This is a genomic window from Acinetobacter sp. YH16032 (genome assembly GCF_013417345.1).
GTDB lineage: Bacteria > Pseudomonadota > Gammaproteobacteria > Pseudomonadales > Moraxellaceae > Acinetobacter.
The window spans coordinates 122,218-138,965 of record NZ_VPEE01000005.1 but is presented as its reverse complement, the minus strand read 5'-3'; the positions used below and the strand labels follow the sequence as shown (position 1 = coordinate 138,965).

The following is a 16,748-nucleotide window of genomic DNA, read 5'->3' as shown; positions in this document are numbered from 1 at the left end:
TTCCTTGATCAGTGACTTGATCGACGGCCACTTGTGTGCCGATGAATTGTTTGAGTGGAATTAAGGCATTGGTCGAGAGACAGATGAGTTCTGCTTGAACGCCTTCGTTAAGGACATGGCTGCCATCAATGCGTTGTAGGAAGACTTGGCTATTCAGTTGTGAATGACTGAATTGGATGTGGAGGGCTCTGTTTTGGGCGGTTAGGCCGAGCTGTTCAATCGCACGCTGAATATTATTGATGAAATTCTTCATGTCAAAATGAGTTAATCATTATTATTTAGATATTCTTAACCCAAATTGTACACGAAAAAATCAATTTTAAACGATATGAATTGTTTCAATCGTTAATTCACGGCGGGCTAACCTTTTTTTACCAAATAATGAAACTCTTTGTTCCCATTGTCATCTAAACGTTCTTCTTGCAACAGCAATTCATGACCAAGATGCATACAGAATTTAGGAATATCCCAAGAGGTTGAATTATCTGTTGCAAATACTTCCACCACATCACCCGACTTAGATTTACGAATGGCTTGATGTAACATCATCACCGGTTCTGGACAACGTAAACCACGTGTATTCAACTGGATTTGAGGTTGAACTTGAGAATCAGACATTCAATATCGCCCTAAAAAGATTGGGCGATTATTTTATCATAATTCAATCTTTTCACTCCCAAATTCAGAAAAAGACTCCAAATACAGTGGTCTATGATCAAATAGATCATTAGGAATCAAAATTTTACCAATAGACAAGCGTATTTTCTTCGGTATGATTAAAACTTATTTTTCAATTGAAGAGTCTTTAGGAAAGATCATGCAAGAGGAATCAGGTACATCGTGGGGTATGCGTGGCTTACGCAAATGGTTAGGCACAGCCCCAGAAACCCGAGATGAACTGTTAAAAATTGTACAAGATTCACGTCGACTACTCGAACCAGATACAGTAGCGATGCTCGAAGGAATCTTTGACCTTCCAGCGACTAAAATTCGTGAAGTCATGACGCCACGAACTTCAATGGTTAGCTTACAAGAAGATGATGAGTTATTGGATATTCTTGATGTTCTCATCGAGTCAGCACATTCACGTTTCCCTGTATTTTCAACAGATCAACCTGATAACGTCATTGGTATCCTTTTGGCAAAGGACCTCTTACCTTTCTTAAAAGATCGTGATTCGAAAGTAAATGTACATTCGCTGATGCGCCAACCGATCTTTGTGCCTGAAAGCGCGCGTTCTGATCAAGTGCTCCGAATGCTAAAAAACACTCAAACACATATTGCGATTGTGATTGATGAGTACGGTTCTACTTCGGGTTTAGTGACACTTGAGGATATTCTTGAAGAAATTGTGGGTGAAATTGAAGATGAACATGACAATGTCGATGAAGAAGCCAATTTCATCGTTCCAGATCAAACCAGCGACAGTAGTAACACGTGGTTAGTTCAAGCACTTACACCAATTGAACATTTTAACAATGTTTTAAATGCTGAATTTTCCGATGATGAAGTGGAAACTGTGGGTGGACTATTACTGCAAGAAATTGGTTTAGTCAGCGATCTTCAAGGCCAAGTGATTGAATTGGGAGATTGGGAATTTACCATTGTGGAAGCAGATGTCCGTACTATCCATCTGATTCGAGCTGTGCGTAAATGAGAGCCTATTTTCAAAAATTATTGAGTCCTTCAGAAAAACAAAAATCATTACCTTTCATTTATCCACTCCTTATTGCTTTAACAGCAGGTGCGACTTTTAGTCTCGCACTTGCACCTTTTTATTGGTGGTGGCTGGCAATATTATCGCCAGCATTGCTATATGCCACACTCAGTAAGAGAAATCCTAAACAAGCATTCCTCATCGGTTGGACTTACGGTTTTGGTTTATGGTTTGTTGGTGCATTCTGGTTATACACTTCTATCCATGTGTATGGTGATACATCTGCGTTTTTAAGTGTCATCATGATTGCGATTATGGCCTTGGTGATGGGGCTATTTACAGCAATACAAACTTGGATATATCGTCGATTCTTTCCAGAAACACCACTTACTTTTGCCCCTTTATGGGTATTCTTTGAATGGGCAAAAACTTGGGTATTTACTGGTTTCCCTTGGTTATTTGCAGGTTATGCTTTTACCGAGCGTTTCTTAGATAGCTATGCACCTTTATTTGGTGTATTTGCAGTTTCTTTCGTGGTCATTCTCATTGCATCTGCACTTGTTGAACTCCTACGAAAACGCTACTTTTGGGCTATTCCAGTTTCAATTGTATTGCTAGGTGCATGGGGCGCATCCTATTTAACTTTTGTAGAAGAAAAAAAATCAGCACCGCTGAGCGTTTCTTTAATCCAAGGTAATATTCCTCAAGATTTAAAGTGGTTAACTGAGTATCAAGTAAAGACACTTGAAATCTATGCACAATTAACGCGATCAGAATGGGGACGTGACTTGGTGGTTTGGCCTGAATCATCTATCCCAATGTTTCAATCAGATATTGAACCATTTTTAGATGCAATGGATCAGCAAGCCAAAAGTACCAACACAGCTTGGGTAACAGGCATTCCTTATTGGGATTTAAATGAATCTAAGGCATTGGGTTATCCGCGTTATTACAACTCCATGATGGCATCTGGTGATGAAGCTACAGGCTTATATAAAAAACAGCGTCTCGTTCCTTTTGGTGAATATATTCCGCTGTCTGGCCTGTTAAGTTGGGTGTTACCTGCGCTTCAAAATGATCCTTCAATGAGCGGTTTTTCACGTGGTCCGCAGGATCAAGCTCCTTTTTCAATTCACAACCACAAATTAGCTGCTGCAATTTGTTATGAGGTTGCCTATCCGAACCTAACCCGACGCAATGCACTAAATAGTGATTTCCTCGTCACCGTTTCAAATGATGCGTGGTTTACGGGTACGGCTGGTCCGTGGCAACATTTACAAATGGTACAAATGCGAGCAAAAGAAAATGGACGCTGGTTTATTCGTGCAACCAATACAGGTGTGACTGCTTTTATCAACCACAAAGGGGAAATCGTCAGCCAAGCCCCAATTGATCAAAAAGCGGTTCTTCGTGGTGATCTACCTGCAATGGAAGGGCAAACTTGGTATACGAGATTCAGTGATTGGCCAATATTGGGATTGTCATTGATTTTATTGGTGATGGGTTGGTACTTTAGACCACGTGTTGTCGATGTCAGTTTTAAATCTCGTCGATAACACTTGGTTCAAATCAAATATACGTTCTATATCAAAAAAACCGAGCAAATATGCTCGGTTTTTTTAAATTTGTGTTGTGAGGTAAGACAGCATTGCCATCAAACTCAACATCGGAATAGATCGATAAATTTTAATCAGCAGCGCTTCAAATGTTGAAGATACATCAGACAGCGTCAAAACAGATGCTTTAAGTGCACTATAAAAACTTAAAATCGTAATCGCACTAAATACACTAATCGCCAGAAACCCGATCATGATTTGACTGCTTGCATCTGCATTTGACCAAAGATCAATAAATAGATGACTGATAGGCAATAAGCTCAAAATAAGCAGTGCAGACTTGAGCACAGTCCAATGAAATAAATTGATTTCATCTGACAATATTAATGCTTTCATCATTCCCCCTTATTATCAAGCTAAGCTGTTGGCTCCATTATGCAGGGAAAAATTAAAATAAAAAGCCTAATTTTCTTCATATTTTCTGTTTCTTGTAACCATTAAATATGGGAATAATTCTTATTATAAATCTCAAAAACCAATTATTTATAAAAATTATAATTATCAAAAACTTAACCAGATAAAATCAAATAATAAAGATTATCACTTCACTCAATATTTATTAATTCGATTAAGTGAAGTGATTAATACCATGAATAGTTTTTAATAATGATTGTCATTTATGGTGTGTAAAAGATATCAGCATCATTTCCTTCGCCACCCTGCTTTCCATCTGCACCGAATGAATAAAGATCATATGCACGACCTTCCGAACCGGGAATCACATATTGTAAATCATTATCCCAACTATCTTTAGGATAACCACCCTTCACATAACCACCAGGTAACCAATTTTTTGCTGAAACTGGTTGATTGACCAAAGCATCCAAGCCACCATCTTGCATGGATGGATATTGGTTGTTGTCTAATTTGTATTGATCTAATGCACCTGCAACACCTTTCAGCGTAATGATTGTGGTATCAACCTTCGCTTTCTCACCACGACCCATGACATTAGGCACAATCAGTGCTGCAAGCACACCTAAAATCACAATCACTACCATCACTTCGATCAGGGTAAAACCAGATTGTTTTCGCATTTTCATCTTGTTTCGCATGTTTTCACTCGCTATTTCATTCATTATTAGAATTTATTGAATCTGTCTAAATCATATTGTTCATGTTGACGATTGGCAACATGACAGCAATCACGATCACCAATACAATCGCAGCCATTAACACCAACATTAGTGGTTCCAACAACGCCAATAATGTTGAAATCAATGTAGTAACCTCTCGATCTTGCATCGTCGAAGCTCTTTCTAACATTCGATCCAACTCACCCGAGGCTTCACCACTTTTGATCATTTGCACCATCATCGGTGGAAAATAACCACAGCGTTCAAGTTGCGTCGCCAAATTTCCACCCTCTGTGACCTTTTCAGCCGCGACATTGACTGCATCTCGAATAACCCAATTGCTACTTACTGCTGCACCAATTTTCAACGCGTCGACCAAAGGAACACCAGATTGCGTTAAGATAGATAAGGTACTTGAAAAGCGGGCGGCATTAATACCTCGTGATAGTTTTCCAAATAATGGCAACTTCAACGTGAGACGATCAAAAGCATAATGCCCTGCGGCAGTCCTTAAAAAACGCACCAATAGAAAGAATCCCAACGCCGATGCAACCAATACAAATGGCCAAGCTTGACGTATAAAATCACTAGCTTTCATTAAAGCAACCGTAATCCAAGGTAGTGCATCTTTACTTTGGTCAAAAGTTTTAACGATATCTGGTACTACATAGGTCATGAGTCCCATTACGATACCGAAAGACATCAACATCAAAATAATAGGATAAATCATTGCACCTTGAATCTTCTTTTGCATCGCAAAGCGATTTTCAGTGTAATCAGCCAATTGATCGAGAATAAGATCTAAGTGTCCTGATCGCTCACCAGCAGCAATCGTTGCAATATAAAGTTCAGGGAATCTGCCAGATTGTTGCATCCCTTGAGCCAAGGAATGACCTTCTAAAACCTTTGATCTTACAGATAACATCAAATTTTGCACGTGAGCTTTTTCGCTTTGTTTGGCAACTGCTCTTAATGCTTCCTCAAGTGGGATCCCCGCAGCAACTAATACGGATAATTGGCGAGTCATCAAAGCTAAGTCATAAGCTGTAAATTTTTTTTGAAAAAAACCACCAGTTCGATGCTTGTCTTTTTGTTCTACAGCATCAACTTGTACTGGAATCCATTGTTTATCCCGAAGCTGTTGTCGAATCTGTCGGGCTGAATCACCTTCTAGCACACCCTTTTGCTGCTTTCCTGAAGCATCGATGGCAGTATATTGATATGCGGGCATGATAATGCTCTAATTTTCCTAATTATGATGTCTTAAGAGTTGCCTTAGACCGTTCTCTTCATTCATATTGATCACTTGCAACAACTTGAACACTCTATCACAAGCATTGGTTATCCACGATAAGTTTTCACCATATTGATTGACGACTATATATGACAAATATTTCAGAATTAAGCCAAATTGTTTATCGAGTGCGCATCGCGGTGCCAGTTTATCTATATGATTGTTTTGATTATGAAGTTTCAGCAGAACAATACCAAACTATACACATAGGTTGCCGTGTTCTTGTTTCGTTTGGTCGTCAAAACTTAGTCGGAATCGTACTTGAAAAGATCGCACCGGAAACGCCATTAGATCCGAAAATCAAACTGAAATCCATCACTGAAATCTTGGATCTGCAACCCATACTCAATGCTACGATCATTCAACTCGCGCAGTGGTCTGCCCAATATTATCAATTCCCCATCGGGGAAGTCATGCATACCACTTTGCCTACATTTTTAAGGCAAGGTAAACCCTATAATTTATTAGCTCACTCTTGGAAAGTTTTAAATTTAGACGCTGAAAAGAAAGTGGCTCGATCTTTAAAACAACAAGAGGCTTATAAAATATTAAAGCTACACCCTCAAGGGACTGCCGAGACGATACTGAATTTGAGTGGTGTGGAAACAGCAACTTTAAAAGCGCTTGAAAAGAAAGAAATCGTCGAATGTAAATTGATTCAGCAGGACTTTAGTCCTGAACCTGTACAGCTGGCTCAAATGCCATTGACTGCAAATGATGATCAAAAAAAAGCTATTCAATCCATTTTAAAAGCACAAAATCGCTATCAAGCATTTTTACTCGATGGTTTAACTGGAAGCGGAAAAACTGAAGTTTATTTGCAAGTTATGCAAGAGGTTTTACAAAAAGGTCAGCAAGTATTGGTACTGGTACCAGAAATTGGCTTAACCCCTCAAACTATCAGTCGGTTTCAATCTCGCTTTCACTGCAATATTGTCTTGTTGCATTCCGGACTGAACGACACAAAGCGCCTCCAAGCTTGGCAATATGCTCAAACAGGAAAGGCCTCCATTATTCTTGGTACACGCTCTGCGATTTACACCCCCATGCCAAATTTAGGGCTCATTATCTTAGATGAGGAGCATGACCTGTCATTCAAACAACAAGAAGGTTTTCGCTACCATGCACGTGATGTTGCTCTCTATCGCGCTTATTTAGAGCAATGCCCCATTGTCCTTGGCTCAGCAACACCAAGTATTGACTCATATCATTTGGTGGAGCAAAAAAAATTAACGATTCTGAAACTCGATGAACGTGCTGCAGGTGCAAGCTTACCTAAAATTCATTTAATTGATCTAAAGATTGCTCAAAAACAGCATGGTATAAGCGAACAACTCATTAAAGAAATTCAAAAAAGACTCAATCAAGAAGAACAGGTACTGATCTTTTTAAACAGACGTGGTTATGCACCTGTCCTGATCTGCGAAAGCTGTGGATGGCAAGCCAATTGTCCCCATTGTGATGCACATTTTACGCTTCATAAAAAACCATATGAGCACCTGCATTGCCATCACTGTGGGACAATTAATCGACTGCCTGATCAATGCCCCTCTTGTCAGCAACACACCTTGAAGCCTATTGGAATGGGCACGGCAAAAGTTGAAGAGAATTTACAACATTTATTTCCAGACTTTCCTGTGGTCAGAGTAGATCGTGATTCCACGAGCCGTGTCGGTAGTTGGCAAAAAATTTACGAGCAAATTCATCAAAGTAAACCGATGATTTTACTTGGTACGCAAATGTTAGCCAAAGGTCATCACTTTCCTTATGTAACCTTAGTTGCAATCTTAGATATTGATAGTGGTTTACTCAGTGTTGATTTCAGAGCAACAGAACGAACTGCCCAATTGATTGTTCAAGTTGCAGGGCGTGCAGGACGAGGTGAAAAAAAAGGTGAGGTTTATCTACAAACTTTACGACCAGATCACCCTCTACTCAACACGCTCATTAATAAAGACTATCGTGCTTTTGCTCGTGAAACACTTCATGATCGTCAAGCTGCTTTACTCCCTCCAATGCGCTATGCAGCATTAATACGTTGTGAATCGCGTAGTCAGGAAGAAAATCTCAATTTTTTAACCAATATGACACAATCGCTCCAACAACATACTGGTGAGCTGATTGAGATTTGGGGTCCAATTCCTGCGCCAATGGAGCGAAAGGCTGGGCGTTATCAGGCACATGTGGTTTTATTGTCATCAGATCGTGCAAAAATGCATTTCTATATACGAGAATGGTGGCCATTCATGCTTCAACAAAAACCTTCAACGATGAAGCTCAGTATTGATATAGATCCTCAAGAGCTAAGCTAATCATGAATAGAGTTAAATTATCAAAGTCGAAGACCTGAATTAAATTTACACAGCTAAAGCAGACACGATTACAATTTCATCAGTCCAACATTCCACTTTAGGGAAGGCCAATGCCATTGTTGTTACAAATCACAATTTTTCTAGCTGCCGCATTAATTTTTGTTCCGCTCGGAAAAAAAATTGGTATTGCGACAGTCTTAGGTTATTTGTTTACAGGAATATTACTTGGTCCAAGTGCATTGAATGTGACCAATGATGCCGAAACATTAATGAAATTAGCTGAGTACGGCGTGATTTTTTTGATGTTCTTAATCGGCCTAGAATTACGCCCTCAGCGCTTGTGGAATATGCGTCACTCTATATTTGTGATTGGAAGTGCTCAAGTCTTGATCACAGGTATAATTCTTGTCGCAACCATTTGGCTGTTCTTCCAACAGCATCTTGCTGCTAGTGTCGTAATTGGTCTTGCCCTTGCTTTATCATCTACAGCATTTGTCATGCAATTACTTGCAGAAAAGCAGCAGCTGAATACCGCGCATGGTCAGCAATCTTTCTCTATTTTACTGTTTCAAGATATTGCCGCTATTCCTTTACTCGCCCTGATTCCCCTACTCGCGGGAAATCAGTCTACACATCATGGTATTGCTTATTTTGCCGCTGTTGTTGCAACGTTTACTGGCTTATTTTTATTTAGTCGCTATGTGATGCGACCATTTTTTAGATTCATTGTACAGAGTGGTGCAACGGAACTCATTACGGCTGCTGGACTCTTCATTGTTTTAGCGGTTGTTCTGTTTATGGATATGCTCGGATTAAGCACCACGCTCGGTGCTTTTCTGACAGGTGTATTACTCGCGGATTCTGAGTTTCGCCATGAACTGGAATCGAGCATTCAACCCTTCAAAGGGTTATTACTCGGTTTATTCTTTATGAGCGTAGGCATGATGACACCGATTGATCTCCTCGTAGATCAGCCGCTATTCATTTTTGGTGGGGCATTAGTGCTGATCAACATAAAAATATTAAGCATGGTTGCAATCGCGCTATATTTTGAATTTCAATGGAAAACCAGTGTATTGATTGCCATTTGTCTTGCTCAAGGAGGAGAATTTGCTTATGTGATCTTAGCTGTTGCGAATACCGAAGGTTTAATTACTCAAGCAGTGTTATCCCCTACGCTTCTGATCATTGCAATTTCTATGGCAATCACCCCTGTCATTTTCTGGCTCGCACAACGATGGCTCATTCCATATCTTGATCGAAAGACTGATAGCGCTGAAGATGTCCCATTACCAGACACTCATTCAACATTAATCATTGCAGGTTTTGGACGCGTCGGACAAATAGTGGCGCGCGTTGCTTATCTCAATCATGTCAGCTTTACAGCCATTGATAATAATTTAGAAAAAATTGATTTTGTGAGAAAGTACGGTGGTAAAATTTATTATGGAGACGCCTCCTCCCCTGATTTATTGAGATCTGCAGGCATCGAGCATGCTAAGGCATTTGTACTTGCTGTAGACGATGTGGAAATGTCGATGAATATTGCTCGCCATTTACGTTTGAATTATCCAATGCTCAAACTCATCGTCCGTGCCCGTGATCGACATCATATGCATTTACTTAAAGACTTAGGCATTGAGCATATTTGGCGTGAAACTTTTCTATCTTCACTCGGTATGGCATTTCGCACCTTAACCGCGTTAGGTTTAAGTCAAGAACATGCTCAACATAGTATTGAAATATTTAGAGACTATGATGAGCGTCTATTAGCTGAGCAACAACGCATCTATACGGATGATCAAAAAGTCTTTGAAAGCTATCGAAATTTCTTAGCGGAACTCGAACAAATTTTTGAAAATGATGCGCAACAACATCAACCACTTTTAGAAAGTTTAGATGAAACCATTGATTCTGAAGTAAGTTCTATAGAACGACGCGCTAAGCACTCGCAAAACCAAATTAATGTTTGTCGAGATGAAGAATTTTAACTTGTGATTTACAATATCGTCACCATCTAGACAGGGATTTGGAGAATTTTATGTCTGATTTACGTCAACGTTTTTTTATTGATAACAGCCCTGTTCGTGGTGAAGTCGTACATCTTGAAGATACGCTTAAAACAATTTTAGCGCAACGCGCCTATGCACCTGCGATTCAAATTTTATTGGGCGAAATGCTCAGTGCAACTGCATTGTTGGCCAGCACACTTAAAATTAAGGGACGTATTAGCCTCCAAATTCAAGCTTCTGGCACCTTAAAATGGGCTATGGCTGAATGTAATCACCTCGGTGAAGTACGCGGATTAGCTGAATATGAAGCTGATCCACGTTTTGAAGAAGCATCAGACAGCAGCATCGTTCTGAAAACTTTGGTCAGTCCAGTTTTATTTATTAATATTGAACCTGAATTTGGCGAACGCTATCAGGGTATCGTGCCTTTAGATCAGCCGAATTTAGCTAAATGCCTCATGCAGTATTATGATTTATCTGCCCAAATCCCAACCAAGATCGTTTTAGCTAGTACTGCTCAACGCGCTGGTGGTCTTTTGATTCAATTGTTACCGCGTAACAATGATGAAGAGCAGCAAAAGGTTGATGAAGATATCTGGCCTCGTCTAACCATGCTCACTGAAACTTTAAAAACAGATGAACTTACTGAGCTAGATGCGCAAGAAATTTTGTATCGCTTATATAATGAAGAAGAAGTCAGACTACCTGAAGCTGAACAACTTCAATTTGGCTGTACATGTTCTAAAGAGCGTTGCTCTACAGCATTAATTCAGGTGGGTGCTGAATCTGTGCGTGAAATTTTAGAACAACAGAACCCTATTACAATGGACTGTCAATTCTGTAACACTCAATACAGATTTACTGCTGAAGAAGCACTCGGTCTATTCGGCGAGCACCTCAGTTAATCCTTAACAGTTCTCTTCGAAAATCAGCAAGTTTTACTTGCTGATTTTTTTGGTTGTAAGAAATTGAAACAATTATTCACCATCTGAACATATTGTAGTCTTCGAAAGTCTGCTCATAATGATTAAAAGTTAATCAACGGTTATTTTTGCTTAATGGCAAATAATTATTATGAGGAACTCGGACTAGATCGCGATGCGAGTCCTGAGGAAATAAAAAAATCATATCGAAAACTGGCTCGGAAATACCATCCCGATATCAGTCAAGCACCTGATGCCGAAAAAAAAATGCAGGCGATTAATACTGCGTATGACACATTAAGTGATCCTTTAAAAAAACAAGAGTACGATCAACAACTCGATCAGTTGAATAGTCAGTCTCCTTTCTCGGATACTAAAAACCATACAAATCATGAATTTTCTGGCTTTGAAGATTTGTTTGGGCGTTTTGGTACAGGTTTTGGTGGAGGTTATGCACAGCGCTCACACCAATATAAATCCCAGCCAATTCGTGGTGAAGATCAACATGCCAGTATAGAAGTGCCCTTACAAGTCGCTTTTGAAGGTGTCACTCAATCCATCCAATTGCGTATACCCACTTTTAATGCATATGGACAACCTGAAGTTCAGCGAAAAACCCTTGAAATTAGAATCCCGAAAGGGATGAAAAACGGTCAACAAATTCGGCTCAAAGGTCAAGGACAAGCTGGTTTATCGGGCGGTGAAAATGGAGATCTTTATATACAGATCCATTATCAAACCACTGACAGCATATATGTCGATCAGGCAGACATTTACTATCACATTAACATTAGTCCTTGGGAAGCTGCTTTAGGCCAAGACATCGAGCTAAAAACCCCCTCTGGAAAGATTAAAGTCAGCATTCCTCAACATACAATTTATGGCAAACAACTCCGTATTAAAGAAAAAGGGATTCCCTCTTCCCCCCCGGGACACCTTTATCTAATCCTGAATATTGTTTATCCAAGAGCAGAATCCCCGCAGCAAAAACAGGCATATGAGCAATTTGCTCAAGCATTTACACATTTCAACCCTCGTGATGAAGGAGGTGAATCATGACAACGATTCAGTACCGAGAAGTGTACAAAAATGGATATTTAGAGGCTGAAATCATTGATGACCAATGTATTTTTGATTTAAAGCATTTTGCCCAAGCATGCGGACAAAGTCCTGAATGGGTTTTGCAATTACTTGAATATGAGATTCTACCTGCTCGTTCTGAGCAAAAAATCCATCAATTTTTTGGTGAAGAACTTACTCGAGCACGGAGAGCTTATCGCTTGCAACGGGATTTTGAAGCAAGTCTCCCTGCCGTCGCCATGATGATGGATCTGATAGATGAAGTACAACAATTGCGCAAGCAAGTGAAATACTTCAAATAAAGCAAGCCCACATAAATGCATGTACTGTTACATGCATTTATTTTTTATTGATTAGAATGAAAGGATTAAACCATCAATGAAAGTTAAAGAATGCAATAAAAAGCTGAAAAACCTTTTCCCTGAGTTCCGTGAACTTATTCAGCCTTTAAGAGAAGAAAACCCTCACTTCGCTAAAATTTTCGAGGAACATGAAACGCTAGATCATGAAATTACGCATTTGGAACTAAATCCAGTTAATGTAATTAATGATGATATTGAGTTTCTAAAGCGAAAAAAACTTAAATTAAAAGATGAAATGTATCGTTTGCTCAAACAAGCGCAGACGAACCTTACTCAGTAATTTCAATTTAATATTATAAAATAACGGTGAATCTGGCACTTATCATTCTGACTTAAAGCATAAGTGCCTTATGTGACGTTGACTATTTTAATCGAGTCCAACGTCCCATTTCTCGGAGCGTACCTTTCAATGTTTTTTGAATCGGTTCATACTCCAAAAATGCAAACAAACCGAGTTGTTGCTGCTGGTTTTGTTGAGCCAACAATTCCATCACACTTTTTTCACCGCGCCCGACCATTTGTCTACGATAAAAATACCAAATTAACAAAAGTGTTGTCACACACATGGCTGTGAGCATATACCAAAAGCCATGCGGTGAGTTTAATCCTGGAATAAATTCAAAGTTCATTCCGTAAATACCTGTAAGAAGAGTCAGTGGTGCAAATACAGCGGTGATAATTGCTAAAATTCTCATATTTTCATTGGTTTGATTGGCCACTGCTGAAAAGTGCAAATCGATAGCGGCTTGTACTGCATGGTTTAACCGAACACTGTGCTTTTGTATTCTTTCAATATGGCTAATTAAATCATCCATTCGGACGAGCATTAAATTTTGCTTCTCTGCCTTACGTTTAGCTTTAATATGATGATAATTTTCGACAATTTCATCTCTTAATTCTTGTAGGCATTCAACCTGTTCTTCACACAAATTTTCAACTTGTTGAAAAGCGGTGATCTCTTGCAGCAGTTGATTCCATCGATTAAATTTTTGATTTCCTTGTAATAGTTCTCTTTGCCAAAATTCCACACGTTTGGTTAGTGGCACACGTAAACCTAAATAGCCATCCACCATCATATTCAGTAATCTAAGCACAATATCTACAGGACTCTGTGCTAATTTTCGTGGAATATTTTGTTGCTCTATAGGTCGTGTTTGAATCGCCTGCACTCTTTCAAGATATGTTTCAAATACACGATTACCTCGTTCATGCACTGTGATTAAAACATTTGATGTCATGACAAAACTTACCGGCGTTGTAACAATGTCCGCAGTTTGTTGTTCAGCTGAATGACCATTCTGAATTTGTATGTGGTCATCTGGGGTGATTAATTTTTTAAAGATCAACAAATCATAATCATCCAATGCATCAAATACGCAAGGATGCTCAAGGTTTTGAATATCTTTAAGATGAAATTCGTTCAACAGAATTCCAGTGTTCTCAAAAATATATCGTTGCCACGTCTCTGTATTTTGAATCAATTCGTGGCGTTCAAAACTCAACCATATAAATTCTGCATCAACATCAGTCGATAATTCTTCACTCAGATAAATATACCCGTCACCTTGATGATAATAATAATTAAACTTTTGCATTTTAGTTATTTTTAAATGAGAACATTTTGATCGTGCCATAAAAAAAGCCTTGTGTAACACTCGTTTAAACGAAGCACCACACAAGGCTTAGAATTAGCTTAAATGATTAAGCTTGTTCAATGTCTTTCATTGTAAGTTTGATACGACCACGGTTATCAACATCCGCAACTTGTACCTTAACTTCTTGACCTTCAGTAAGAACGTCTGTCACATTCGCAATACGCTCGTTCGAGATTTGTGAAATGTGAAGCAAGCCATCAGTACCAGGAAGGATATTGACGAACGCACCGAATTCAACGATACGAATGACTTTACCTGTGTAAATTGTACCTGGTTCAATTTCTGCTGTAAGCGCTTGGATTTTCGCTACTGCAGCCATTGCCGCTGCTTTAGTTTCACCAAATACACGTACTGTACCGTTATCTTCAATATCGATCGCTGCTTTGGTTTCTTCAGTGATTTGACGAATAGTTGCGCCGCCTTTACCAATCACGTCACGGATCTTATCAGGATTGATGCTGATCACTTGGAATGTTGGTGCGTGCATTGAGATTTCAGGACGAGCACGTGAAATCACTTGATTCATCTCATTCAAGATATGCATACGACCTGCATACGCTTGATTCAATGCAACTTCCATGATCTCTTCAGTAATACCTTCGATCTTGATGTCCATTTGAAGTGCAGTAATACCGTTTGCAGAACCTGCTACTTTAAAGTCCATGTCGCCAAGGTGATCTTCGTCACCTAGAATGTCTGAAAGAACTGCGAAACGTTCACCTTCTTTCACTAGACCCATTGCAATACCTGCAACTGGCGCTTTAAGTGGAACACCTGCATCCATAAGTGATAAAGAAGCACCACACACAGACGCCATTGAAGACGAACCATTCGATTCAGTGATGTCAGATACGATACGAATCACGTACGGGAAGCGATCAGCTGGTGGAAGAACTGCTTGAACACCACGACGTGCCAAACGACCATGACCAATTTCACGACGTTTAGGACCAGATTCACGACCAGTTTCACCTACAGAGTATGCAGGGAAGTTGTAGTGAAGCATGAAGTTATCAGTCTTCGTACCTGCAAGGGTATCCACCATTAATGCATCACGTGTATTACCTAAAGTCGTCGTTACTAACGCTTGAGTTTCACCACGTGTGAACAATGCAGAACCGTGCGCACGATCTAACACGCCAACTTGTACGTCGATTGCACGAACAGTTTTAGTATCACGACCATCAATACGTGGTTTACCAGACAAGATATTGTCACGAACTGTACGATATTTAAGGTCTTCAAATAATTCGTTCACTTCATCAGCAATACCTGTTTCATCATTTTCAGGAACGAATTGCGCAATTGCTTCAGCATGAAGTGCATCAAGTGCTGCATAACGGTCTTGCTTAACCGCAATCGTGTATGCTTCAGAGATTTTCGCTTCAAATGCTTCTTTTAATTTTGCTTGAAGTTCTTCATTTTTAGTTGGTGCAGTCCAAGTAGACTCTGTTGCACCCGCTGCTGCTGCGAATTCTTTGATTGCTTGAATTGCAATTTGCATTTCGTCATGACCAAAAAGAACTGCGCCCAACATTTGGTCTTCAGAAAGTTCTTTCGCTTCTGATTCAACCATAAGTACAGCAGCTTCAGTACCCGCAACGACAAGATCAAGATCAGATTGAGCAAGTTGTTCGTGGCTTGGGTTAAGAACGTATTCACCGTTGATTAAACCGACACGTGCAGCACCAATTGGACCACGGAAAGGTGTACCTGCAATTGCAAGTGCAGCAGAAGTACCTAACATTGCAGCAATGTCAGCTTCCATTGTTTTGTCAGATGATACAACTGTCGCAGTCACTTGGATTTCGTTGTAATAACCTTCTGGGAACAACGGACGAATTGGGCGGTCGATCAAACGTGAAATTAAAGTTTCAGCTTCAGATGCACGGCCTTCACGCTTACCATAACCACCTGGGATACGACCTGCAGCATATTGTTTTTCTTGGTAGTTAACAGTCAATGGGAAAAAGTCTTGACCTGCTTTCGCAGTCGGTTGAGCAACAACAGCAACCAATACAGTCACACCACCCATGGTAATCACTACTGTATTTGCTTGACGCGCCACACGGCCTGTTTCAAGCACAACTTGGTGCTGACCGAATTGGAATTCTTTACGAATAATATTAAACATCGACATGTTCTATTTTTTCCTGATTTTATTCTAGTGGAGACCCCTAAGGTTTGGCATTCACAACACAGGTTTTAAATGACAAAGCTTAGAAGCCGACCTCACTAGAAACACTATTTTTAAACACAAAGAAGGAGCGAAACTATTCGCCCCTTCCCCATGATCTAGTCGAAACTAGATCGCCTTTAGTTTTCAGCAATACAGCATTCAACATGCAATAATCCGAAAATAAAGTTTAAATCGAATTAACGACGTAAACCTAAAGCAGCAATCAAATCGCTGTAACGAGTAGCATCTTTACCTTTAAGGTAGTCAAGAAGCTTACGACGTTGGTTAACCATACGGATAAGACCGCGACGGCTATGGTGGTCGTGTTTGTGCTCTTTGAAGTGACCTTGTAAGTCATTGATTTGAGCAGATAAAAGAGCTACTTGAACTTCTGGTGAACCAGTGTCGTTTTCAGCGCGAGCAAATTTAGCAATGATCTCTGCGCGATCTGCGTTTGTTAAAGCCATTCGATTTCTCCGAGATGCTTATTTAAAAGTATTTGATACAAATCAATGACGCTCTTCAAAGCGGAATTGACTGCCGTGCATCACTACAGCAGCGTGCTATTTTAAAGGAACCCCC

General features: G+C 39.8%; 15 protein-coding genes and 1 pseudogene. 8 read left to right on the top strand and 8 right to left on the bottom strand.

All coding sequences use genetic code 11. The annotated features are described in order from the left end of the window. Both FTV32_RS05885 and tusA read right to left on the bottom strand, forming a co-directional pair. Positions 1–253: hypothetical protein (locus tag FTV32_RS05885; protein WP_180028180.1), on the bottom strand; the 253-nt coding region annotated here is incomplete at its 3' end. Positions 254–360: 107 nt separating this feature from the next. After that, positions 361–618 carry a sulfurtransferase TusA gene (tusA, locus tag FTV32_RS05880; protein WP_035264077.1) on the bottom strand — a complete coding sequence of 86 codons (258 nt, stop codon included), beginning with the start codon at positions 616–618 and terminating at the stop codon, positions 361–363. 199 nt (positions 619–817) lie between these two features. On the opposite strand from tusA, the gene FTV32_RS05875 reads away from it, so the two are divergent. Beyond that, positions 818–1,657, top strand: a complete 840-nt coding sequence (locus tag FTV32_RS05875) for an HlyC/CorC family transporter (RefSeq protein ID WP_035264074.1) — start codon at positions 818–820, stop codon at positions 1,655–1,657. Further along, the gene (gene lnt, locus FTV32_RS05870) at positions 1,654–3,213 is read left to right on the top strand and encodes an apolipoprotein N-acyltransferase (protein ID WP_035264071.1); all 1,560 of its coding nucleotides are present in this window, start codon (positions 1,654–1,656) and stop codon (positions 3,211–3,213) included. The genes FTV32_RS05875 and lnt overlap by 4 nt, the downstream gene beginning before the upstream one ends. A gap of 63 nt (positions 3,214–3,276) precedes the next feature. Here the strand turns inward: lnt and FTV32_RS05865 are convergent, their stop codons facing one another. From FTV32_RS05865 to gspF, 3 genes are all read right to left on the bottom strand, one after another. Then, positions 3,277–3,609 carry a hypothetical protein gene (locus FTV32_RS05865; RefSeq protein ID WP_035264069.1) on the bottom strand — a complete coding sequence of 111 codons (333 nt, stop codon included), beginning with the start codon at positions 3,607–3,609 and terminating at the stop codon, positions 3,277–3,279. Positions 3,610–3,890: 281 nt separating this feature from the next. Then, positions 3,891–4,328: a type II secretion system major pseudopilin GspG gene (gene gspG, locus FTV32_RS05860; protein ID WP_035264112.1), complete on the bottom strand. Its 438-nt coding sequence runs from the start codon at positions 4,326–4,328 to the stop codon at positions 3,891–3,893. Positions 4,329–4,374: 46 nt separating this feature from the next. Next, positions 4,375–5,580: a type II secretion system inner membrane protein GspF gene (gene gspF, locus FTV32_RS05855; protein ID WP_035264068.1), complete on the bottom strand. Its 1,206-nt coding sequence runs from the start codon at positions 5,578–5,580 to the stop codon at positions 4,375–4,377. A 152-nt stretch (positions 5,581–5,732) separates the two neighbouring features. Here gspF and FTV32_RS05850 point away from each other — a divergent pair, with 152 nt between their 5' ends. The 6 genes and pseudogenes from FTV32_RS05850 to FTV32_RS05825 all read left to right on the top strand — a co-directional run bounded on the left by FTV32_RS05850 (position 5,733) and on the right by FTV32_RS05825 (position 12,612). Continuing rightward, positions 5,733–7,955 carry a primosomal protein N' gene (locus FTV32_RS05850; protein WP_035264066.1) on the top strand — a complete coding sequence of 741 codons (2,223 nt, stop codon included), beginning with the start codon at positions 5,733–5,735 and terminating at the stop codon, positions 7,953–7,955. Positions 7,956–8,065: 110 nt separating this feature from the next. Continuing rightward, positions 8,066–9,829 (top strand): annotated as a pseudogene (locus FTV32_RS05845) (monovalent cation:proton antiporter-2 (CPA2) family protein); the annotation flags it as partial. 167 nt (positions 9,830–9,996) lie between these two features. After that, positions 9,997–10,872, top strand: coding sequence for an Hsp33 family molecular chaperone HslO (gene hslO, locus FTV32_RS05840; protein WP_035264061.1), 876 nt, complete (start codon positions 9,997–9,999; stop codon positions 10,870–10,872). Between the two features lie 153 nt (positions 10,873–11,025). Next, the gene (locus FTV32_RS05835; protein ID WP_035264059.1) at positions 11,026–11,949 is read left to right on the top strand and encodes a DnaJ C-terminal domain-containing protein; all 924 of its coding nucleotides are present in this window, start codon (positions 11,026–11,028) and stop codon (positions 11,947–11,949) included. Continuing rightward, a complete protein-coding gene (locus tag FTV32_RS05830) occupies positions 11,946–12,272 on the top strand; it encodes a chaperone modulator CbpM (protein ID WP_035264056.1) in 327 nt (108 codons plus the stop codon). The genes FTV32_RS05835 and FTV32_RS05830 overlap by 4 nt, the downstream gene beginning before the upstream one ends. 76 nt (positions 12,273–12,348) lie before the next feature. Then, positions 12,349–12,612 (top strand): YdcH family protein, encoded by a 264-nt coding sequence (locus tag FTV32_RS05825; RefSeq protein ID WP_035264053.1) that lies wholly within the window; start codon positions 12,349–12,351, stop codon positions 12,610–12,612. An 82-nt stretch (positions 12,613–12,694) separates the two neighbouring features. Here FTV32_RS05825 and FTV32_RS05820 read toward each other — a convergent pair whose 3' ends face one another. The 3 genes from FTV32_RS05820 to rpsO all read right to left on the bottom strand — a co-directional run bounded on the left by FTV32_RS05820 (position 12,695) and on the right by rpsO (position 16,633). Further along, positions 12,695–13,927, bottom strand: coding sequence for a magnesium transporter CorA family protein (locus FTV32_RS05820; protein ID WP_035264110.1), 1,233 nt, complete (start codon positions 13,925–13,927; stop codon positions 12,695–12,697). A 106-nt stretch (positions 13,928–14,033) separates the two neighbouring features. Next, positions 14,034–16,121 carry a polyribonucleotide nucleotidyltransferase gene (gene pnp / locus FTV32_RS05815; protein ID WP_180028184.1) on the bottom strand — a complete coding sequence of 696 codons (2,088 nt, stop codon included), beginning with the start codon at positions 16,119–16,121 and terminating at the stop codon, positions 14,034–14,036. Positions 16,122–16,363: 242 nt separating this feature from the next. Beyond that, positions 16,364–16,633, bottom strand: coding sequence for a 30S ribosomal protein S15 (rpsO, locus tag FTV32_RS05810; RefSeq protein ID WP_035264047.1), 270 nt, complete (start codon positions 16,631–16,633; stop codon positions 16,364–16,366). Positions 16,634–16,748: the final 115 nt, after the last annotated feature.